Origin of the sequence: Rhodoferax sp., from assembly GCF_018780565.1 — a bacterium.
Taxonomy (GTDB): Bacteria; Pseudomonadota; Gammaproteobacteria; order Burkholderiales; family Burkholderiaceae_C; genus Rhodoferax.
The window spans coordinates 58,412-80,169 of the sequence record NZ_JADMJN010000011.1 but is presented as its reverse complement, the minus strand read 5'-3'; the positions used below and the strand labels follow the sequence as shown (position 1 = coordinate 80,169).

Annotated in this window: 16 protein-coding genes; 15 read left to right on the top strand and 1 reads right to left on the bottom strand. The window is 58.3% G+C overall.

Annotated elements, in window-relative coordinates:
* Positions 1-119: 119 nt before the first annotated feature.
* Positions 120-1,238 carry a beta-ketoacyl-ACP synthase III gene (locus IV109_RS15990; RefSeq protein WP_296698778.1) on the top strand — a complete coding sequence of 373 codons (1,119 nt, stop codon included), beginning with the start codon at positions 120-122 and terminating at the stop codon, positions 1,236-1,238.
* Positions 1,239-1,254: 16 nt separating this feature from the next.
* On the opposite strand, the gene IV109_RS15985 is transcribed toward IV109_RS15990, so the two are convergent.
* Positions 1,255-1,773: a GNAT family N-acetyltransferase gene (locus IV109_RS15985; RefSeq protein ID WP_296699113.1), complete on the bottom strand. Its 519-nt coding sequence runs from the start codon at positions 1,771-1,773 to the stop codon at positions 1,255-1,257.
* Between the two features lie 230 nt (positions 1,774-2,003).
* On the opposite strand from IV109_RS15985, the gene IV109_RS15980 reads away from it, so the two are divergent.
* The 14 genes from IV109_RS15980 (at position 2,004) to narI (ending at position 21,754) form a co-directional block, all read left to right on the top strand.
* The gene (locus tag IV109_RS15980; protein ID WP_296698774.1) at positions 2,004-3,935 is read left to right on the top strand and encodes a c-type cytochrome; all 1,932 of its coding nucleotides are present in this window, start codon (positions 2,004-2,006) and stop codon (positions 3,933-3,935) included.
* Between the two features lie 124 nt (positions 3,936-4,059).
* Positions 4,060-4,212: a hypothetical protein gene (locus IV109_RS15975; protein WP_296698769.1), complete on the top strand. Its 153-nt coding sequence runs from the start codon at positions 4,060-4,062 to the stop codon at positions 4,210-4,212.
* Positions 4,213-4,396: 184 nt separating this feature from the next.
* Positions 4,397-6,427: a PAS domain-containing sensor histidine kinase gene (locus tag IV109_RS15970; RefSeq protein WP_296699109.1), complete on the top strand. Its 2,031-nt coding sequence runs from the start codon at positions 4,397-4,399 to the stop codon at positions 6,425-6,427.
* The gene (locus tag IV109_RS15965) at positions 6,414-7,061 is read left to right on the top strand and encodes a pseudouridine synthase (protein ID WP_296698766.1); all 648 of its coding nucleotides are present in this window, start codon (positions 6,414-6,416) and stop codon (positions 7,059-7,061) included. Before IV109_RS15970 ends, IV109_RS15965 begins: the two co-directional genes overlap by 14 nt.
* Before the next feature lie 21 nt (positions 7,062-7,082).
* Entirely contained in the window at positions 7,083-7,838 is a 756-nt protein-coding gene (locus tag IV109_RS15960) for an SDR family NAD(P)-dependent oxidoreductase (protein ID WP_296698763.1), read from the top strand.
* A gap of 151 nt (positions 7,839-7,989) precedes the next feature.
* Complete coding sequence (gene bktB, locus IV109_RS15955; protein ID WP_296698759.1) at positions 7,990-9,177, top strand: beta-ketothiolase BktB; 1,188 nt, start codon at positions 7,990-7,992, stop codon at positions 9,175-9,177.
* Positions 9,178-9,202: 25 nt separating this feature from the next.
* Positions 9,203-11,128, top strand: a complete 1,926-nt coding sequence (locus IV109_RS15950; protein ID WP_296698754.1) for a type IV pili methyl-accepting chemotaxis transducer N-terminal domain-containing protein — start codon at positions 9,203-9,205, stop codon at positions 11,126-11,128.
* Between the two features lie 8 nt (positions 11,129-11,136).
* Positions 11,137-11,859 carry a response regulator gene (locus tag IV109_RS15945; protein ID WP_296698750.1) on the top strand — a complete coding sequence of 241 codons (723 nt, stop codon included), beginning with the start codon at positions 11,137-11,139 and terminating at the stop codon, positions 11,857-11,859.
* 162 nt (positions 11,860-12,021) lie between these two features.
* Complete coding sequence (locus tag IV109_RS15940) at positions 12,022-13,278, top strand: nitrate/nitrite transporter (RefSeq protein WP_296698747.1); 1,257 nt, start codon at positions 12,022-12,024, stop codon at positions 13,276-13,278.
* A gap of 22 nt (positions 13,279-13,300) precedes the next feature.
* Positions 13,301-14,932, top strand: a complete 1,632-nt coding sequence (locus IV109_RS15935) for an MFS transporter (protein WP_296698742.1) — start codon at positions 13,301-13,303, stop codon at positions 14,930-14,932.
* Between the two features lie 42 nt (positions 14,933-14,974).
* The gene (locus tag IV109_RS15930) at positions 14,975-18,793 is read left to right on the top strand and encodes a nitrate reductase subunit alpha (RefSeq protein WP_296698736.1); all 3,819 of its coding nucleotides are present in this window, start codon (positions 14,975-14,977) and stop codon (positions 18,791-18,793) included.
* A 10-nt stretch (positions 18,794-18,803) separates the two neighbouring features.
* Entirely contained in the window at positions 18,804-20,327 is a 1,524-nt protein-coding gene (gene narH, locus IV109_RS15925) for a nitrate reductase subunit beta (protein WP_296698732.1), read from the top strand.
* Positions 20,328-21,023 carry a nitrate reductase molybdenum cofactor assembly chaperone gene (gene narJ, locus IV109_RS15920; RefSeq protein WP_296698726.1) on the top strand — a complete coding sequence of 232 codons (696 nt, stop codon included), beginning with the start codon at positions 20,328-20,330 and terminating at the stop codon, positions 21,021-21,023.
* Positions 21,020-21,754: a respiratory nitrate reductase subunit gamma gene (gene narI / locus IV109_RS15915; protein WP_296698722.1), complete on the top strand. Its 735-nt coding sequence runs from the start codon at positions 21,020-21,022 to the stop codon at positions 21,752-21,754. Before narJ ends, narI begins: the two co-directional genes overlap by 4 nt.
* Positions 21,755-21,758: the final 4 nt, after the last annotated feature.

Sequence of the window (21,758 nt, the reverse complement as noted above, 5' to 3'; positions counted from 1 at the left end):
CCGCACTGCTGGTTGGACTATTCGCCAATTCAGGATGATCTTTCAAGCCTGGCAACTCCGTTGATAATCACGGTCTTGCTGGAACGCCCCGATCCACATTTTTTTTCGAGACCACCGTTATGCATCGTGTCGCCATCAGTAGCACCGGACTCTATATACCGCCTGACGTCATTACCAACGAAGAACTGGTAGCCGCATTCAATGTTTTCGCCGAACAGGAAAACGCCGCCAATGCCGACGCCATTGCAGCAGGTACGCGGCAAGCCGTGCCACCGTCCAGCGTCGAGTTCATCGAAAAGGCATCGGGCATCAAGCGTCGCTACGTCATGGAGAAATCCGGCGTGCTGGACCCGAAACGGATGTACCCGCGCCTGAGGGCCAGACCCGACTCCGAAATATCCCTGATGGCCGAAATTGGCGTCGCGGCAGCGCGCGATGCGCTGGCGCGGGCGGGCAAGGAGCCCGCCGATATCGATGGAGTCATCTGCGCCGCCGCCAACATGCAACGCGCCTACCCGGCGATGGCGGTAGAAATTCAAACTGCACTGGGTATCAACGGCTTTGGATTCGACATGAACGTGGCCTGCTCCTCCGCCACATTCGCGATTGAAATGGCCGTCAACGCCGTCAAGACCGGTTCCGCGCGGGCCGTTCTCGTTGTGGATCCTGAAATCACCTCACCTCACCTGGCCTGGAAAGACCGGGACTGCCATTTCATCTTTGGCGATGTATGTACCGCCATACTGATTGAACGCCTTGAGACGGCACCTGCTGGTGCCTTTGAAATCCTTGGAACACGTCTGCTCACGACCTTCTCCAACAGCATTCGCAACAATGCCGGTTATATGTCGCGCAGCGAAGACCGCAATCCGCAAGACCGGGATCAACTCTTCTACCAGGAAGGACGCAAAGTCTTCAAGGAAGTTTGTCCGATGGCCGCTGAACATATCAGCAAGCACCTCGCCGAACATGGTTTTGCCCCTGCCGACGTTCGTCGCTACTGGTTGCACCAGGCAAATTTGTCGATGAACCAGTTCATTGGCCGCAAGCTGCTGGGCCGTGACCCGACATCGGACGATGCACCGGTCATTCTGGACGAGTTTGCCAACACGGCATCGGCCGGATCCATCATTGCGTTTCACCGCCACCACGACGACATCAAGAGCGGCGAAGTAGGCGTGATCTGCTCCTTCGGCGCCGGTTACTCCATTGGCAGCGCGGTGGTGCGGCGCACCTGACCGCGCAGCCGCAAGGTCAGTTCAAGGCCCGTTTCAGCCGGATTTCCTCGATCTTGACTGAGCCCACCGGGACAGTCTTGATGCTGGTCATTTCGCGTTTGAAACCTGCCAGATCATGGAAGCGCAGAGCCCTCTCGTTGCCCAAAGGGATCCACAGGGTCACATTGGTGCAGCCTTCCTCGATCAAGCCTTCACGGGCGGCATCCCACAATGCCAGGCCAACACCCTTGCCCCAGTGGGAGCTTGCCGCATAAATCGCCCATATTTCGCCCATGGTGTTGGGGGTTCCCTTGTCGCGCGAACGGTCGAAACCCACGAAGCCCACAATTTGATCCCCGTCAACGGCCACGTGAACCTGGGGCTCGGCGTATTCAATCGCATCACGCCAATAGGCGACGCCTTTGTCGGCGGAAACGGCAGGCAATTGCTCACCTGGAAAAAGAGCCTTGAAAGCGGCCTGGCTTGAGCTCGCATAAATTTCGGCAATGACTTTGGCATCGCGCAGAGTTGCGGGCCGAACCTCAAAATTGGACATACTGGACATGAAGATAGCCTGGCGTACCAAGCGAATAATAAAAATTGGAGTTGGATTGTCGCCTCAATTGGTCGAGCACCGCAGCCGGAACCGCGTTGCACGATCCTATTCAAGATCTAATAAGCTATAAATTTAATAGCTAAATATGCTTTATTTACGTGGGCTACAGATCATTTTTCGCCAATTTTCTGGGAAAATGAGCGATTCTTGCCACTTAGCATCCACCCCCCATGCGTCGCCTTTTCTCGATTGCCCTGATTCTCGGTTTGTTTGCCTGGCCAAGCCTTCACGCGGCATCCCCCCCTGCGTTCGAGGACTCCATGGCTCAACGCACGCTGGCCTGCACAGCCTGTCACGGCAAGCAGGGGCGTGCAGGCCCTGATGGCTACTACCCGCGACTGGCGGGAAAGCCTGCGGGCTATCTTTACAACCAGCTGCTCAATTTTCGGGATGGCAGGCGTCATTACGGCCTGATGGCCAGTCTGGTTGAGCCGCTTTCAGACGCCTACCTGATGGAAATTGCCCAATATTTTTCCATGCTGGATTTGCCCTACCCTGCGCCGGAGCCCACCACGGCAGCGCAACAGGTACTGGCGCGTGGCCGGATACTGGTGACGCAGGGCGATACTGTCAAGAAGATACCCGCCTGCGTTCAGTGCCATGGCGAGGCATTGACAGGTGTGGCCCCGAATATTCCGGGCCTGCTGGGCCTGCCGCGGGATTACCTGAATGCACAGCTCGGTGGATGGCAGACGCGCCAGCGTCGTGCTGCAGCCCCGGATTGCATGGCACACATTGCGGATCAGCTGAGCGACCAGGACGTAGCCTCTGTGGCCCATTGGCTGGCGTCTCAGCCGGTACCGGCGAATGCCAAGCCCCTATCAGCCCTGCCCCCCCTACGCTTGAATGCCCAGCGAATCAGCTGTGGCAGCGTCGATCTGCCAATTGCAAGCGGGCCCATTGTGGCAAGCCCGTCCGGGCCAGCATCGGACCTGGTCACACAAGGTGCCTATCTGGCCCGGGCTGGTAATTGCCAGGCGTGCCATACCGTGCCCGGCGGTCCGCCTTACGGCGGTGGACGCGGCATCGCCACGCCGTTTGGTACCGTTTTTTCCAGCAACCTGACTTCTGACAAAACAACTGGCATAGGCGCATGGTCGTCTAGCGAGTTCTGGGAGGCCATGCATAACGGCCGCTCCCGAGATGGGCGTTTGCTTTATCCGGCGTTCCCGTACACCAGCTTCACCCAGATCACACGGGCAGACTCGGACGCCCTTTACGCCTATCTGAAAACTGTTGCCCCCACCAAGCAAGCCAACGCCGTCCATGCATTGCGCTGGCCGTACAGCACGCAAGCTGCGCTGGCCGTCTGGCGTGCGATCTATTTTTCGCCCGGCGTTTACCGGGCCAATGCAAGTCAAACCGCCGACTGGAACCGTGGCGCCTATCTGGTGAACGGTCTGGGGCATTGCGGCGCCTGCCACACCCCTCGAAACACGCTCGGTGCCAGCCAGGAAAAACTTGATCTGGATGGCGGCATGCTCCCGATGCAAAACTGGTATGCACCATCGCTGAAGTCCGGTCTTGAGGCGGGCGTGGCAGATTGGACATCGCAAGACATCGTCGCGCTCCTCAAGACGGGAACCTCATCCCACGGCTTGGCCAACGGCCCCATGGCTGAAGTTGTTCTGAACAGCACACAATTCATGTCGGCAAACGACTTGATGGCCATGTCGGTCTTTCTGAAGTCCTTGGCTCCAACGGCAGCAGATTTGCGTTCAAGTCCAGCGTCCACAGAAGCACGGACCGGTCCAGCCGGAACCAGCACGGCTGTGCCCGGCAAAGGGGCCAAGCTGTACGAAAATCATTGCGCCCAATGTCACGGCAACCAGGGAGACGGCGTCCGCGACGCCTACCCACCCCTGCGCAACAACCGAACCGTCACAATGGCCAACCCGTCCAACCTGGTCCAGATCGTTTTACACGGTGGCTTTGCCCCAGCCACAGCGGGCAACCCTCGCCCCTATGGAATGCCGCCCTTTGTGCTGCAATTGAGCGATCCGGATCTGGCAACTCTCCTAACCTACGTCCGCAGTTCCTGGGGCAACCATGCACCCAAGATCACCGAGCTCGACGTCAATCGAGCGCGGACCCAACCCTAGTCACCCTGACTCTGGTCGACCACGTAGGGGCGAAGACTCTGGATGCAACTCCACCAATGTGCGAGGATAATCAAATGCCCCAGCTTCAATTCGAATAGCGGGGCACTTAACCCAGGAGCAGGAAATGGCAAAAGGTCAGCAAAGCAACAAGATGGTCAAGAAACCGAAAAAGGACACTGCGCCGCCCAAACCCGTGTCCCCGGACGCCGTACGCCCTACCATCACGACGGTGGTACCGGTACGGGGCAAACTGAAGAACGCGCCGAGTCGCGGCTGATCGACCCGGGCAGAATCGGGCAAGTGATTCAATCTGCTTGAGGTAAACCGCAGAAACAATGGCACCGAAAAGCAGTCTTACCAGGGGCAAAAAGGCCCGCCTGTCGCCTTCGGCACGAACGGGTCGGCTTGGCACGGGTACCAGCCGGCAGGATATTCTTGCGGAGGGGTATTCGCTCCCCCAGATGGTGGAAGACCTGCGCAACTACCAAGCCGAGTTGGAAATACAGAATCAGGCCTTGCGCTACAGCCAATCCGCGGCGGAAGGCGCCTCGGAACGGTTTTTGACCCTGTTTTCCAATGTCCCTCTGGCGCTGATGGTGGTGGACGAAAATGGTCTGGTGCTGGAAAGCAATGCCATGGCTTTGCGGCTTTTCCGCCCCCTGGAACATGATCCTCCGCTCAACTTCTTGTTGCCCCTGGTCAGCGATGACCATGTCGATAAAGTGGCACAGGCCTTCTCCAGTGCCAAAGATACGGGGACCAGTGAAACCAGCGAAGTCATTTTTTCTTGTGGATCCAGTGGTGTCTTTACGGGAGACCTGCACATCGCGCGGATTGAGAACTCGCAAGACGAGTTGGCGCATTTCATCTGCGCCATCATTGACCAGGGACCCTTGCTGACTGAACGGCAAGCCTTGCAGGCCAGCGCCGCGGCTTTGCAGGAGCGCAATGAAGAGTTACAGCAGAGCAAAGACCGGCTGGCTTCCATCATCAATTCTTCACTCGACGCGATTGTTTGCGTTGACCAGCATCATCTCATCACCATCTTCAACCCGACGGCAGCAGCGCTGTTTCAGTGTCCTACCCTACAGGCACTCGGATGTCCGCTCTCACGCTTTCTGCCGGATGTGGTTCAAACACTGAGCTACGCCCAGTTCACCACACATGCCCAGCTGGGCGAATTGACAGGACTCACTTCGGCGGGCAAGAGCATCGCCATTGAAGCCAGCGTGTCTTTTGAGCGCCACCCGGATGGCGACACAACAACCATTTTTGCCCGTGACCTCACCGCGCGGAAAAAGATCGAGGCGCATCGCAACATGCTGGAGTCCCAATTACGGGAATCCCACAAGATGCAGGCCGTGGGCACCATGGCCGGCGGCATTGCTCACGACTTCAACAACATCATTGGCGCAATTCTTGGCAACGTCGAACTCGCCAAGCAGGATGCAGGGAAAGCATCCCCCGCCCTGATCAGTCTCAACGAGATCGACAAGGCGGGCCGCAGGGCACGCGATCTCGTTCGGCAAATTCTCACATTCAGTCGAAACGAGTCGCCCAAGCGAGTCCCGATCCAATTGGCCGATGTTGTGCAGGAAACCGTCCGCTTGTTGAAAGTGGCTTTGCCACCCACCGTGGAAATGCAGGTCACCATCGACCCGGAGACACCGGCAGTCCTTGCCGATGCCACACAGGTTGAACAGGCGCTGCTCAATCTGTGTACCAACGCCATACAGGCCATTGGCGCAAAGCGTGGCTCGGTGAACATTGAACTTGGCTACAAGCTCCACAATGAAGCACCGCAGGCCGAGCGCCGGGGTGGCGCAAGAGGCCCCCACGTCAGTTTGGCGGTACGAGACACGGGTAGCGGAATCGACCCGGATACCTTGCAGCGCATTTTTGAACCCTTCTTCACCACCAAACCCGTTGGTCAGGGAACGGGACTGGGTCTGGCTGTCGTGCACGGCATCATGCGCACCCACCTGGGCACGGTAGACGTACAGAGCACAACCGACAGCGGCAGTTTGTTCACCCTGTATTTTCCGGTGGCCAACGCTGCAGCAGTACCGGTGATGGTCGAGCCTCCCAAACCCAAGGCGGTCCAGGGAATGGGGAAACACGTCATGTATGTCGACGATGACGAAGCGCTGGTCTTTCTGGTCGATCGTGCACTTACCCGCAAGGGTTTTGCGGTCAGCACTTTCACAGATCCGCGTTTGGCGGCCGAAGCCTTGCGCGCAAATCCAAAGGACTTTGACCTGCTGGTAACCGACTACAACATGCCTGGGTACTGCGGCTTGGACCTCTTGAAGGAAGCCCGATTGATCCGCCCCGAACTCCCCGTGGCATTGGCTTCCGGCTATGTGACCCCTGAAATCGAAGCCAGCGCCTTGGCCGAAGGCGCGCATGCACTGATCCACAAGCCCAATGATGTTGACGAACTGGTTGAAACCGTGCAGCGGCTGATTCAGGTCAACGATGCCAACTGCTGATATTGCAGTGCTTTACGCCGACGCGTCCATGCTGGTGCTGGACAAGCCGTCCGGCCTGCTCTCGGTGCCCGGACGCGGCGCAGACAAGCAAGACTGTCTGAGTGTGCGGGCACAGCAACTGTACCCCGATGCCCTGGTGGTGCATCGGCTCGACATGGCAACTTCCGGCTTGCTGGTTATGGCCCGCGGCGCCATCGCCCAACGCGCACTGAATCATGCCTTTGCCAGTCGCACCGTCAACAAACGCTACATCGCCATCGTTGACGGGCATCTGCCATCACCACCGCAACCCTGGGGCCTGATTGACCTGCCCATCATCGTGGACTGGCCCAACCGCCCTCTTCGCATCATCGATCAGCAACGCGGCAGCCCGAGCATGACCCGCTGGCGTGTTCTGTCGCACGACGGCCATACCGACACCACCCGCGTTGAATTGGAACCCGTGACGGGCCGATCCCACCAGTTGCGGGTGCATCTGCTGGCACTGGGGCACGCTATCGTCGGGGATGCGCTCTACGGCAACCCGCGCGTTCAGGCCATGGCAGGCCGCTTGCTGCTGCATGCATGTTCACTTGAACTCCCCCATCCGGCAAGCGCGCAATCCATGCGCTTTGCCAGCCCTGAACCCTTTTGACAACATCGCGAGCACTTCATCATGAGCCAACACCTCTTCATCTTGACCGGCGCATCCCGTGGCATGGGGCTCGCCATGGCGGAGCAGCTACTCTGCAGCGACAACTTTCTGCTTTGCATTTCGCGCAACACCAATGGGGCACTCACCTCCCTGTCAGAAAAGCTGGGCAGCAAGCTGGAGCAATGGCCCATGGACCTGGAACACAGCGTTGAAACCGCAGCCATGCTGACGCAGTGGCTCCAAAGTCGCAAGACTGGTTCCTTTGCAAGTGCGACATTGATCAATAACGCAGGCGTCATCCCCAAAGTCGCACCGCTGAGCGACTCGGACCCGGTCGATCTGGCGCGCGCGCTGCGGGTGGGCCTGGAAGCCCCGCTGTTGCTCAGTGCCGCGTTTCTGCATGCAACGCAGGCATGGAACATACCCCGAAAAATACTCAATATTTCATCGGGGCTGGGGCGCCGGCCACTGGCTTCACAGTCGGGTTATTGCGCCGCCAAGGCAGGCATGGACCATTTCACGCGGTGCATGGCACTGGATGAGGCACTCAACCCCAACGGCGCCAAAGTCTGCTCACTGGCGCCCGGTGTGATCGACACCGACATGCAAGTGCAGCTTCGCAATGCGGACGCGTCGGCTTTTCCGGATCGAAAAAACTTTGTCGACCTCAAGTCGAGCGGCCGACTCACGTCGCCAGCCGATGCGGCAACCCAGATACTGGCATATTTGAAGCGCCCGGATTTTGGCCACGATCCAATTGCCGACATCCGCGACTGAGCCATTCGGATGAAGCCCGAGGCTGTGACAGACAAGAAGCGCAAAATGAACCGAAATCCGGATTCCAATAAAATCAGCAACTGACCGTCAGCGTCCATCCGGACGCCGGCTGTGAACATTTTTTACCCTTTTCTCATTTCAGGAGACCCCCATGAGCCGTGAAGTTGTTGTGGTCAGTGCTGTGCGCACTGCAATTGGTACCTTTGGCGGTAGCTTGAAGGATATTGCCCCGACCGAATTGGCTGCACAAGTGGTCCGTGAATCGCTCAAGCGCGCCAATGTCCAGGGCGCCGACGTCGGGCATGTGGTGTTTGGCCACGTCGTCAACACCGAGCCCAAAGACATGTACCTGTCACGCGTTGCCGCCATCAACGGCGGCTGCGCGGAAGGCACGCCCGCCTTCAATGTCAACCGGTTGTGCGGTTCGGGCCTGCAAGCTATTGTCTCGGCCAGTCAGTCCATCTTGCTGGGTGACACCGACGTTGCCATTGGTGGTGGCGCAGAAAACATGAGCCGCGCTCCCTTTGCGAGCCTGAATATGCGCTGGGGTGCCCGCATGGGTGACACCAAAATGGTCGACATGATGATGGGGGCACTGCACGACCCTTTTCACACCATCCACATGGGTGTGACAGCCGAGAACATCGCGGCCAAATGGGGCATTACCCGCGAAGATCAGGACAAACTGGCCGTCGAGAGCCATAACCGCGCGCAACGCGCCACCCAGGCTGGCCATTTCAAGAGCCAGATCATGCCCGTCATGCTCAAGAGCAAAAAAGGGGATGTGGCCTACGAAGTCGACGAGCATTTCCGCCCCAACTGCGCCATGGAAGACCTGGCCAAGCTCAAACCTGTGTTTGCCAAGGAGAACGGTACGGTCACAGCAGGCAATGCGTCCGGCATCAATGACGCCGCTGCAGCAGTTGTCCTGATGGAGCGCAGCGCCGCAGAAAAGCGGGGGCTCAAGCCCATGGCCCGGCTGGTGGCCTATGCCCACGCCGGTGTGGACCCCAAATACATGGGCATTGGACCGGTGCCTGCCACCCAGATGGCATTGAAAAAGGCCGGCCTGACCGTGAATGACCTGGACGTCATTGAAGCCAATGAAGCCTTTGCCGCGCAGGCTTGCGCTGTCACCCGCGATCTGGGATTGGATCCCGCCAAGGTCAACCCCAATGGCTCCGGCATTTCTCTGGGTCACCCCATTGGAGCAACCGGTGCACTGATCACGGTCAAAGCACTGTACGAACTGGAGCGCATTGGTGGTCGCTACGCACTGGTCACCATGTGCATCGGTGGCGGTCAGGGTATCGCCGCCATTTTCGAACGCGTGTCCTGATCTTCATGAATGCCGGAGCCAGGCCATGACGCATCACAAGCATTGGAGCCTGGGTGCCAAACTGGCTCTGGTGGGTGCGCCCTTCCTGCTGCTGGCATTGCTCTCAACCGCAGCAACCTTGTGGGTATCGTGGCAGCTTGATGGCGGCGCTGCAGCGGTCAACGAGGCGGGCCGGATGCGAATGCAGTCCTACCGGATGGCCCTTTCAATTGGCACCGGCGAGAGCGCTGCCTTGACCGAACAGGTCAAGGAGTTTGACGAGAGTCTGTCTGTGCTGCGCAGCGGTGACCCGGAGCGCCCATTGTTTGTCCCATGGGACGATACCGTGCGCTCACGATTCGCCATGGTCGAAGTCGACTGGAAAGCCTTCCGATCAAGCTGGATTGACTCCCGAACGGAGAACCCACGCAACCTGCGGGCTCAGACCGTTGCATTCGCGTCGCACATTGATGCCTTGGTAACCAGCATCGAAGCGCACATGGCGCACTGGACGGCCATGCTGCATTTGCTGCAAATGACCATGCTGGCCATGGCCATCCTCGGTGCTGCGGTATTGCTCTACACAGGTTATCTTTTCGTTCTGGAACCTGTCGGGCAGCTGAAGCAGGCCATAGAAAAAATCGAGGCGGGTGATTTTGGTGCACGTGTGGAGCGCGTTACCAGCGATGAATTTGGCACACTCGCCGATGGATTCAATGGCATGGCCGAACACTTGCAGTCGATGTACCGCTTGCTCGAGCGAAAGGTAGTCGAAAAAACTGCCCAGCTTGAGGAAAAACACGAACGTCTGGAAAGCCTTTACGAAGTAACTGCCCTGGTTACCAAGGCCACTTCTCTGGACGAGTTGGCGAAAGGCTTTGCGACAAGCATCACCCGTATTGCCCACGCAGATGGCGTCGCCTTGCGTTGGTCAGATCAAACCAACCAACGTTACCTGATGCTGGCGGCCCAGGGTTTACCGAGCTCCATGGTCGATGCCGAGCTCTGCATTGACAAGGGAGACTGTCATTGCGGCACCTCGACTGTCGAGCAGGGCCTGCGTGTGATTCCCATTCGCTCCATGGCAACGACAGCGCCGCAGCACTGCGCGAAGGCCGGTTTTGAAACGGTGGTCAACATCCCCGTGCGTCTGCACGACAGGCTGATGGGCGAGGTGGACTTGTTTTTTCACGCCCGCGTCAACCCCTCCCCCGCCGAGCGCTCGCTGCTTGAGGCACTTGCCAGCCACCTGGCTGGTGCCATGGAGAACCTTCGACTCAACGCGCTCGAAAGAGAAGCGGCCGTTTCGCAGGAGCGACACCTGCTGGCACGCGAGTTGCACGACTCCATTGCCCAGTCGTTGGCGTTCCTGAAAATCCAGGTGCAACTGATGCGAGACGCACTGCAGGCCGGTGACTCGGTGGAAATCAAACAGGTGCTGGAAGAAATCGATGCGGGTGTACGGGAAAGCTACGGCGACGTGCGGGAACTTCTGCTGCACTTTCGCACCCGCACCAACACCGAAGATATTGAGCCAGCGCTGGCCACCACGCTGCGGAAATTTGAACATCAAAGCGGCATGAAAACATCCTTGACGATGCAAGGACAAGGCATGCCCCTGTCACCCGACCTGCAGATTCAAGTGCTGCACATTGTTCAGGAAGCTTTGTCCAACGTCCGAAAACATGCCCGCGCATCCCAAGTCTGGCTGGAGGTTCAGCAACAGCCTGCATGGCGCTTCGAGGTGCGTGATGATGGCGTCGGATTCAACGCCGACAACGATCAGCTCGACGAAACCCACGTGGGCCTGCGGATCATGACCGAGCGCGCCCAACGCATCGGTGCGGACCTGGACGTCATTTCCACGCCGGGTCGTGGCAGCTCCGTTATTTTGACCTTGCCGCTTCACGCCCATCCCATGCCTGCGGGCTCGGCACAGGTACGTGAGCCTAGCATCACTGTTGGAGCATAAGCACGCCTATGTCAACCGCAGATCGAGCCCCCATTCGCATCCTGGTTGTCGACGACCACACGCTGTTCCGGCGTGGCCTGACTGCGCTTCTGACGCGTGACCCCCGGTTGCAGGTCATTGGGGATGCGGCAGACGCCGGGCAGGCGCAACGCAAAGCGCAGGAGCTGCAACCCGATGTGATCCTGCTGGACAACCATCTGCCAGGTGTCAATGGCGTGGATGCTTTGCCGGCGCTGATGGAGGCTGCGCCGCACACCCGAATTCTGATGCTGACAGTGAGCGAAGATGAGAACGACCTGGCTGCGGCATTGCGTGGCGGCGCTGCGGGCTACCTTCTGAAGACCATCGAAGGTGATGCGTTGACCGCAGCCATCCAGCGTGCCGCCGCTGGCGACAGCGTTATTGCACCGGAGATGATGAGCAAGCTCGTAGCCGCCTACCGTGGGGCAACAGGAGGCAACCCGTCCACCGCGAACGGGATTGCGGTGAGAGTCTCGGCGAACCCAGCCCACCCTGCCTCGGCATCTGAGGCGTCGATTGCCAGTCTTTCACCCCGCGAGCTCGATATTCTTCGCGGCATCGTGCGTGGCGCCAGCAACAAGGAAATTGCCCGCGAGCATGGCATTGCCGAAACCACCGTCAAAATCCACGTACAACACGTACTGCGCAAGCTCGATGTGAGCTCCCGGGTCCATGCAGCCGTCATCGCAACCGAGCACGGCTTGCTTTGATTTAAATCAAGAAAACTGTATAGTCAACTCGCACTAGTTCTTCAGAACTACCGGAAGTGCGGGGAAGTAGTTCCATTTACTCCGCCTGCCGCTCCTTCAGAGGGATGCCGCGATAGGCCTCGCCCGCCTAAAGTCAGGTCATGCAAAAAAGGAGTTTTTGACATGACAAAAAAAGGGCAAGCACTTTCCGTGCTTATTGTCAGCACACTGGCATTCACGGTGTGTTTCATGGTCTGGATGATGTTTGGGGTGATTGGCATCCCCATCAAAAAGGCACTCGGTCTCAATGCAACAGAATTCGGACTGCTGACGGCTACGCCCGTCCTGACGGGTTCCCTGATCCGGGTGCCACTGGGCATCTGGACAGACAAATACGGTGGTCGCATCGTCATGGCCGTTTTGATGGCGTTGACCGTGCCAGCCATCTGGATGATGAGTTATGCCACTGTGTACTGGCACTTTCTGGTCATCGGTCTTTTTGTGGGACTGGCAGGGGGATCGTTTTCCGTTGGAACGCCCTACGTCGCACGTTGGTTTCCCAAGAATCAGCAAGGCTTCGCCATGGGGGTGTACGGCGCTGGCAACTCGGGCGCTGCGGTCAACAAGTTCGTTGCACCTGCACTGGTTGTCGCATTCGGCTGGGCCATGGTGCCGCAGGTGTACGCAGCGATCATGCTGGGAACCGTGGTTCTGTTCTGGTTCTTCAGCCACAGTGACCCGACACACCTTGTACCGAGCAACGTCAAGTTCAGCGATCAACTCAAATCGCTCAAAGATCCCAAAGTGCTGAAATACTGCCAGTACTACAGCATCGTGTTCGGTGGCTATGTCGCCCTCTCGTTGTGGATGGTCCAGTACTACGTCGGCGAATTCGGCCTGGATATCCGCGCCGCCGCCTTGCTGGCGGCCTGCTTTTCCCTGCCGGGCGGTGTCTTGCGCGCCGTGGGTGGCTGGATGTCGGACAAATGGGGCGCCCACAGCGTGACCTGGTGGGTCCTGTGGGTCAGCTGGATTTGCCTGTTCCTGCTGAGCTACCCCCAGACTGATTTCACCATTACCACGGTTACAGGACCCAAGACCTTCCACATTGGTCTCAATGTGTATGCCTTCACCGCATTGATGTTCATACTGGGCATTGCCTTCGCTTTCGGCAAGGCCAGTGTTTTCAAATACATCAGCGATGACTACCCTACGAACATCGGGACCATCAGCGGCATCGTCGGTCTGGCGGGTGGCATGGGCGGTTTCGTTCTGCCCATCATGTTCGGCGCGCTCATGGACCTCACCGGCATTCGTTCCAGCGCATTCATGTTGATGTATGGCGTGGTCTGGGTGTCGCTCATCTGGATGTACTGGACTGAAGTACGCCGTAGCGAACTCATGGGTAAAAACGCGACGCCTTTCAGCCTGCAGAACTGATCTTACTTTTTGAAAGAACACAATGACAAACAACAAGCAATCGGGCGCTGACATCGCCGACTGGCGTCCCGAGGACAACGCGTTCTGGGAGTCCACCGGCAAGAAGATCGCCTACCGCAACCTCTGGATTTCCGTACCTGCCTTGCTATGCGGCTTTGCCGTGTGGGGCATGTGGGGGATCATCACGGTGCAAATGCTGAATTTGGGTTTTCCGTTCACACAAGCCGAGCTGTTCACCCTGACCGCCATTGCCGGTATCTCGGGTGCCACCATGCGCATTCCGGCCTCATTCCTGATTCGTCTGGCGGGTGGGCGCAACACCATCTTCCTGACAACCGCCATGCTGCTGGCGCCGGCCATCGGCACCGGCATTGCGCTTCAACATCCGGAGTGGCCCCTCTGGGTATTTCAGTTGATGGCACTGTGGTCCGGCGTAGGTGGCGGTAACTTTGCCAGTTCCATGTCCAACATCAACACCTTCTTTCCCAAGCGACTGCAAGGTACGGCGCTGGGCCTGAATGCGGGCTTGGGCAATTTCGGAGTCACCACCATGCAAATCGTGATTCCGCTGGTGATGACGATGAGTCTTTTCGGCGACCTCGGTGGCGAATCGACCAAACTGATCAAAGACAGCGGCTGGATCTTTGGCAAGATTGCAGCAGGCACCCCCACCTGGATTCAAAATGCCGGTTTCGCCTGGGTGTTGTCGCTGGTTCCCTTGTCGATCCTGTGCTGGTTCGGCATGAACAACCTGAAAACCGTTTCTCCCGACACCGGCAACCCGCTTGTTGCGTTCGCCAAAGTCACGTACCTGTACACACTGGCATTCATACCCGCCATTTTCGGCTTGTATCTGTACCTGCCCGCGCCTACCGGTTTGGGTCTGATCAGCATGTGGGTGGCAATTCCGCTGGACATCGTCAGCGCCTTGCTGATCATGCGTCTGGCAGCCTTCGGCACCATGAAAGAAAACGTCGCCAAGCAGTTTGAAATTTTCAAGAACAAGCACACCTGGTCGATGACAGCGCTTTACATCGTGACCTTCGGTTCCTTCATTGGCTTCGCGATGGCTTTGCCTCTGGCCATCACCGTCATCTTCGGCTTTCAGCATGTGATCGACCCTGTCACTGGCGTCGTGTCACACGCGCTGAAGAACCCACACGCCCCCTCCGCTTTGACCTATGCCTGGATTGGCCCCTTCGTCGGCGCCGCAGTGCGCCCGATCGGCGGCTGGATCTCCGACAAAGTTGGCGGCTCCATCGTCACACAGGTCATCTCCGCCGTGATGGTGGTGGCATCCGGTGCCGTTGGCTACGTGATGCTGCTGGCCTACAACTCGGCCCAACCCGAACAATACTTTGTGACCTTCATGGCTTTGTTCGTGGTCTTGTTCACTGCCAGCGGCATCGGCAACGGCTCGACCTTCCGCAGCATTGGCTTCATTTTTGACCGGACTCAGGCTGGCCCGGTGTTGGGTTGGACTTCGGCCATTGCCGCCTACGGCGCCTTCATCGCCCCGGTGGTGATTGGTACCCAGATCAAGGCGGGTACCCCACAAAACGCCATGTACGGCTTCGCCGTTTTCTATGCCGTTTGCCTGGTACTTAACTGGTGGTTTTACCTGCGCGCCGGTTCCGAAATCAAAAATCCCTAAGCAAGCGACCCACGGCTTCCAACATTTCAATCGAGGTACTCTATGAGCCACTTTCTTGACCGACTCAGCTATTTCTCCCAACCCAAAGAGTCGTTTTCGGGCGACCACGGCGTCACCAACGGTGAAGACCGCACTTGGGAAGACGCCTACCGCGACCGTTGGGCACATGACAAAATCGTTCGCTCCACCCACGGCGTGAACTGTACGGGCTCCTGCTCGTGGAAGATCTACGTCAAAGGTGGCATCGTCACCTGGGAAACCCAGCAGACAGACTACCCGCGTACCCGTTGGGACATGCCGAACCACGAGCCACGCGGCTGTGCCCGCGGAGCCAGCTACAGCTGGTATTTGTACAGTGCCAACCGTGTCAAGTACCCCTTGGTGCGCGGTCGCCTGCTCAAGCTGTGGCGTGAAGCCCGTCTCTCCAATGACCCGGTAGATGCCTGGGCATCCATCGCTCAATCCGATGCAAAACGCAAGGAATACCAAAGCGTGCGCGGTTTGGGCGGATTTGTGCGCTCCAGCTGGGACGAAGTCAATGAGATGATTGCGGCGGCCAATGTCCACACCATCAAGAAGCATGGCGCAGACCGCATCATCGGCTTCTCGCCCATCCCCGCCATGTCCATGGTGTCTTACGCGGCCGGCAGTCGCTACCTGAGCCTGATTGGCGGCGTATGCATGAGCTTCTACGACTGGTATTGCGACCTTCCCCCATCCAGCCCGCAAATTTGGGGCGAGCAAACCGATGTGCCCGAATCGGCTGACTGGTACAACTCCAGTTTCATCATTGCCTGGGGCTCCAATGTGCCCCAGACCCGCACGCCAGACGCCCATTTCTTCACCGAAGTGCGCTACAAAGGCACCAAGACAGTCGCCGTCACCCCCGACTACTCTGAGGTTGCCAAGCTCTCCGACATCTGGATGAAACCCAAGCAAGGCACCGACGCTGCCGTGGCCATGGCCATGGGCCATGTGATTTTGAAGGAGTTTTACTTTCCCGACGGTGGCAAAGCCCGCAGCGCCTACTTTGACGACTACGTACGCCGCTACACTGACATGCCCATGCTGGTGATGCTCAAGGAGCAAACCCTGCCCAACGGCACGACTGTGATGGTGCCAGACCGCTATGTGCGCGCCTCCGATTTCAACGGCAAACTGGGCCAGGCCAACAATCCCGAGTGGAAAACCGTGGCGTTTGACGACAACGGCAAGGTAGTGCTGCCCAACGGCGCGATCGGTTTCCGCTGGGGTGCAGACGGTCGGGCCGATGAGGGCCAGTGGAATCTTCAATCCAAAGAAGCTCGCCACGGCAACGATGTCAAGCTCAAGCTCTCCGTCATGGAAGGAGAAAATCCCAGCAGTGAGACGGCCAAAGTGGGTTTCCCCTACTTCGGTGGCATCGTCAGCGAACACTTCCCCAACAACGCCACCGGCGACGGGGCTGACAACGTGCTGGTTCGCACAGTGCCGGTGCAGCGCATCTCGCTCGGCAAAGAAGGCGACAAGCGCGAGGCCCTGGTGGCCACCGTGTTCGATTTGCAGGTAGCCAACTACGGTGTGGCACGCGGCATCCCGGGTGAGATGGCCGCCAAAGACTTCAATGACGATACGCCCTACACACCCGCATGGCAAGAGCGTATTACCGGCACCCCGCGTGAGCAGCTGATTACGGTGGCGCGCCAGTTTGCGGAAAACGCCGACAAGACCCATGGCAAGTCCATGGTCATCATCGGTGCGGCCATGAACCACTGGTACCACGCCGATATGAACTACCGTGGCGTCATCAACATGCTCATGATGTGCGGCTGCATCGGCCAAAGCGGTGGCGGATGGGCGCACTATGTGGGTCAGGAGAAACTACGGCCCCAGACCGGCTGGACCGCGCTGGCCTTTGCGCTGGACTGGATTCGTCCGCCCCGGCAGATGAATTCCACCAGCTTCTTTTACGCCCACACCGACCAGTGGCGCTACGAAAAGCTGGGCATGGAAGAAGTACTCTCTCCGCTGGCCGACAAGAAGCTCTATGGCGGCAGCATGATCGACTACAACGTACGCGCCGAGCGCATGGGCTGGCTGCCCTCCGCACCGCAACTCAAGACCAACCCGATGCAGGTGGTGCGCGACGCCGTTGCTGCGGGCATGGACCCCAAGGACTATACGGTCAAAGGTCTGAAAGACGGCTCACTGAAAATGAGCTGCGAAGATCCGGACCACCCCAACAACTGGCCGCGCAACATGTTTGTATGGCGCTCCAATATTCTGGGATCAAGTGGCAAAGGCCACGAGTATTTCCTGAAGCACCTCTTGGGCACCAGCAATGGCGTGCAAGGCAAGGACATGGGCAAGGACGAAGCCAAACCGACCGAAGTGGTCTGGCATGACAAGGCCCCAGAGGGCAAGCTTGACCTGCTCGTCACACTCGACTTCCGCATGAGCACCACCTGTCTGTACTCTGACATCGTCCTTCCTACCGCCACCTGGTATGAGAAGAACGACCTCAACACCAGCGACATGCACCCGTTTATTCACCCGCTCAGTACAGCGGTGGATCCTGCATGGCAGTCACGCAGCGACTGGGACATCTACAAGGGCTTCGCCAAGAAGTTCAGCGAAATTTGCGTAGGACATCTGGGCGTAGAGCGCGAGATGGTGCTCACACCCCTGATGCATGACTCCCCGTCCGAGCTGGCACAGCCTTTTGGCGTGCAAGACTGGAAACGCGGTGAGATTGATCTCATTCCCGGCAAGACCGCACCCAATATGACAGTGGTAGAGCGCGACTACCCCAACGTGTACAAACGTTTCACCGCACTTGGACCCTTGATGAACAAGGCAGGCAACGGCGGCAAGGGCATCAACTGGGATACCAAGATCGAAGTGACCCAGCTCGGCCAGCTCAATGGTCTGGTAACCGATGCTGGCGTCACCTGCGGCATGCCCAAGATTGACACCGACATTGACGCCTGCGAAGTCGTGCTGCAACTCGCCCCCGAGACCAACGGCCATGTAGCCGTGAAGGCGTGGAAGGCTCTGGGCAAACAAACCGGTCTGGACCACACCCACTTGGCGCTGTACCGTGAAGATGAAAAAATCCGCTTCCGCGACATTCAGGCACAACCGCGCAAGATCATCAGCTCGCCCACCTGGAGTGGTATTGAGTCGGAGACTGTGTCCTACAACGCCGGCTACACCAATGTGCATGAGATGATCCCATGGCGCACCCTCACCGGGCGTCAGCAGTTCTACATGGACCACCCCTGGATGACGGCGTTTGGTGAAGGCTTCACCAGCTACCGTCCACCAGTGGACCTGAAGACCACCCACGGCATTCAGAACATCAAGCCCAATGGCCACAAGGAAATTGCGCTGAACTTCATCACGCCACACCAGAAGTGGGGCATCCACTCGACCTACAGTGACAACCTGATGATGCTCACGCTGAACCGTGGTGGTAGCGTGGTCTGGCTCAGCGAAACGGATGCCAAGAGTGCCGGCATTGAAGACAACGACTGGATCGAAGTCTTCAACATCAACGGAGCGATTGCGGCCCGCGCAGTGGTCAGCCAGCGGGTCAATCCAGGCATGACGCTGATGTACCACTCGCAAGAGAAGATCATCAACACCCCCGGTTCGGAAATCACCGGCATGCGCGGCGGCATCCACAACTCGGTGACCCGTATTGTGCTCAAGCCTACCCACATGATTGGCGGCTACGCCCAGTTCAGCTACGGCTTCAATTACTACGGAACCATCGGCACCAACCGCGACGAGTTTGTGGTGGTTCGCAAGATGAGCAAGGTGGATTGGCTGGACGAAGAATCCGGCGCCGCCGAATCATCAACTGCCGCCCACGCCTAAGGAGAACACAATGAAAATTCGCGCACAAATCGGCATGGTGCTCAATCTGGACAAGTGCATTGGTTGCCATACTTGCTCCGTCACCTGCAAAAACGTCTGGACCAACCGACCCGGCATGGAATACGCCTGGTTCAACAACGTGGAAACCAAGCCCGGCATTGGCTACCCCAAAGAGTGGGAAAACCAGGACAAGTGGAACGGCGGCTGGATTCGCAAGGCGGACGGCAAGATCGAGCCGCGCCAAGGCGCCAAGTGGAAGCTGCTCATGCGCATCTTCGCCAACCCCAACCTGCCCGAGATTGACGACTATTACGAGCCTTTCACCTTCGACTATGCGCACCTGCAAAGTGCACCCGAGTCGAAGGCTGCACCCACCGCACGTCCGCGCAGCCTGATCACCGGCAAGCGGATGGAGAAGATCGTATGGGGTCCGAACTGGGAAGAAATTCTGGGCGGCGAGTTCTCCAAGCGCAGCAAAGACAAGAACTTCGACGATATCCAAAAGGATATTTACGGGCAGTTCGAAAACACTTTCATGATGTACCTGCCGCGGCTGTGCGAACACTGCCTGAACCCGGCCTGCGTCGCATCTTGCCCCTCAGGCTCCATCTACAAGCGTGAGGAAGACGGCATTGTGCTGATCGACCAGGACAAATGCCGCGGCTGGCGCATGTGCGTCAGTGGTTGCCCTTACAAGAAAATCTATTACAACTGGAAATCCGGCAAGGCCGAGAAATGTATCTTCTGCTACCCACGCATTGAAGCCGGTCAACCCACGGTCTGTTCCGAGACCTGCGTTGGTCGAATCCGCTACCTTGGCGTACTGCTCTATGATGCGGACCGCATCCAGGAAGCCGCCAGCGTGGAGCATGACCGTGACCTGTACCAGGCGCAGTTGGACATCTTCATGGACCCCAATGATCCCAAGGTGATCGAGCAGGCCCGTATCGACGGCATCCCCGACAAATGGATGGAAGCGGCCCGCAAGAGCCCGGTGTACAAAATGGCGGTGGACTGGAAAGTTGCCCTGCCCCTGCACCCCGAGTACCGCACGCTGCCCATGGTCTGGTATGTGCCACCGCTCTCGCCTATCAGCGCGGCGGCCAACGCGGGCCACATTGGCGTGAACGGCGAAATCCCCGATGTCAAGCAGTTGCGCATTCCAGTCAAGTATTTGGCCAATTTGCTCACCGCCGGTGACACCCAACCGGTGGAACGTGCCCTGGAACGCATGCTGGCCATGCGCGCCTATCAGCGCGAAAAGCATGTCGACGGCCGCATCAACACCGCTGCCCTGGACCAGGTGCAAATGACCCAGGCCGACGTGGAAGAGATGTACCACGTGATGGCGATTGCCAATTACGAAGACCGCTTTGTCATCCCCAGCACGCACAGGGAATACGCAGAAAATACTTTTGACATGCGTGGCGGCTGCGGCTTCTCGTTTGGCAACGGTTGCTCCGACGGTGAAAGTGAAGCCAGCCTGTTTGGCGGATCCAAGCGCCGCACCATTCCCATCAAGGCGGAGGTTTAAATGTTGTCATTCTCCAAACCAAGTTCAGCATCCACCACCCTGAAAGTCTTTGCGCACCTGCTGTCCTATCCGGACGCTGAATTGCGCAATCACCTGGAAGAAATGCGCCAGGCACTGATGGCTGAAAAGGCTGTACCGGCCGCGCGCCTGGCAGAGCTGGATGCACTGTTCACAGCGCTGCAAGGCAAAGACGCACTGGCGATTGAAGCCCAGTACGTCGAAATCTTCGACCGTGGCCGTGCGACCTCGCTGCATCTGTTTGAGCATGTGCATGGCGATTCGCGTGACCGGGGCCCTGCCATGATCGACCTGGCGCAGACCTACGAAAAGGCCGGCCTGTATCTGGGCCCGGACGAGATGCCGGATTACCTGCCCGTAGTGCTGCAATTTGTCTCCACCCAGCCACCCAAGGAAGCCCGTGCATTCTTGGGCGAGATGGCCCACATCTTCAACGCCATCTTCAATGCCTTGCAGCAGCGCAACAGCGCCTACGCCAGCGTACTGGGCGCCCTGCTGGAAATTGCTGGTGAGCCAGCCCATGCAGTCAAGGTCGTGGCTGACGAGCCGCTGGACACAGCGTGGGAGGAGCCTGTGGTGTTTGACGGCTGCTCTACCAAAGGCCAAGGCAAACCCGACCAGGCCCAACCTATTCACTTTGTCAAAAAGGCACCCTCTGCCGCTGGAGCAACGCTATGAACGCACTCGACAATTTCCTCTTTGGTTTGTACCCTTACATCTGCCTCACCGTCTTTTTCCTGGGCAGCCTGATCCGGTTTGACCGGGACCAGTACACCTGGAAGAGCGATTCATCCCAATTGCTCAAGGCCGGGCAGCTGCGCATTGGCAGCAACCTGTTCCATGTGGGCGTGCTGTTTTTGTTCTTCGGCCACTTCTTCGGAATGCTGACACCCCACTTCGTCTATGAGCACTTCATTGGCGCAGGCGCCAAGCAAGTGGTGGCCATGGTCAGTGGTGGCATCGCCGGCCTGTTGGGCTTTATCGGCGTCACGATCCTGCTGCATCGGCGCCTGTTCGAGCCTCGCATTCGCATCAACTCGAAAACCAGCGACATCGTGTTGTTGGTCCTCCTGTGGCTGCAACTGGCGTTGGGGCTGGCAACGATCCCGATGTCGGCACAGCATCTGGACGGAAGCATGATGATGAAGCTGGCCGAATGGGCTCAGCGCATTGTGACCTTCCGCACCGGCGCACCAGAACTGCTGGCAGAAGCGGGCTGGATTTTCAAAATGCACATGTTCCTGGGAATGAGCATTTTCTTCATCTTCCCGTTCACACGCCTGGTTCACGTCTGGAGTGGTTTTGGTGCCGCAGCCTATCTGGTGCGCCCCTACCAGGTAGTGCGCGCCCGTCGTTTGAATGTGCCGGCAGGACATAACCAGCCGCGTCGCCCAGGCGCTGGCGTTTAAAGGA

Bases quoted from the DNA above. Each gene is read 5' to 3' on its own strand.
- IV109_RS15930 (WP_296698736.1), top strand. From the start codon at position 14,975: ATGAGCCACTTTCTTGACCGACTCAGCTATTTCTCCCAACCCAAAGAG.
- IV109_RS15960 (WP_296698763.1), top strand. From the start codon at position 7,083: ATGAGCCAACACCTCTTCATCTTGACCGGCGCATCCCGTGGCATGGGG.
- IV109_RS15975 (WP_296698769.1), top strand. From the start codon at position 4,060: ATGGCAAAAGGTCAGCAAAGCAACAAGATGGTCAAGAAACCGAAAAAG.
- narJ (WP_296698726.1), top strand. From the start codon at position 20,328: ATGTTGTCATTCTCCAAACCAAGTTCAGCATCCACCACCCTGAAAGTC.
- IV109_RS15965 (WP_296698766.1), top strand. From the start codon at position 6,414: ATGCCAACTGCTGATATTGCAGTGCTTTACGCCGACGCGTCCATGCTG.
- IV109_RS15980 (WP_296698774.1), top strand. From the start codon at position 2,004: ATGCGTCGCCTTTTCTCGATTGCCCTGATTCTCGGTTTGTTTGCCTGG.
- IV109_RS15990 (WP_296698778.1), top strand. From the start codon at position 120: ATGCATCGTGTCGCCATCAGTAGCACCGGACTCTATATACCGCCTGAC.
- IV109_RS15985 (WP_296699113.1), bottom strand. From the start codon at position 1,773: ATGTCCAATTTTGAGGTTCGGCCCGCAACTCTGCGCGATGCCAAAGTC.
- narH (WP_296698732.1), top strand. From the start codon at position 18,804: ATGAAAATTCGCGCACAAATCGGCATGGTGCTCAATCTGGACAAGTGC.
- bktB (WP_296698759.1), top strand. From the start codon at position 7,990: ATGAGCCGTGAAGTTGTTGTGGTCAGTGCTGTGCGCACTGCAATTGGT.
- IV109_RS15970 (WP_296699109.1), top strand. From the start codon at position 4,397: ATGGTGGAAGACCTGCGCAACTACCAAGCCGAGTTGGAAATACAGAAT.
- IV109_RS15935 (WP_296698742.1), top strand. From the start codon at position 13,301: ATGACAAACAACAAGCAATCGGGCGCTGACATCGCCGACTGGCGTCCC.
- IV109_RS15950 (WP_296698754.1), top strand. From the start codon at position 9,203: ATGACGCATCACAAGCATTGGAGCCTGGGTGCCAAACTGGCTCTGGTG.
- IV109_RS15940 (WP_296698747.1), top strand. From the start codon at position 12,022: ATGACAAAAAAAGGGCAAGCACTTTCCGTGCTTATTGTCAGCACACTG.
- narI (WP_296698722.1), top strand. From the start codon at position 21,020: ATGAACGCACTCGACAATTTCCTCTTTGGTTTGTACCCTTACATCTGC.
- IV109_RS15945 (WP_296698750.1), top strand. From the start codon at position 11,137: ATGTCAACCGCAGATCGAGCCCCCATTCGCATCCTGGTTGTCGACGAC.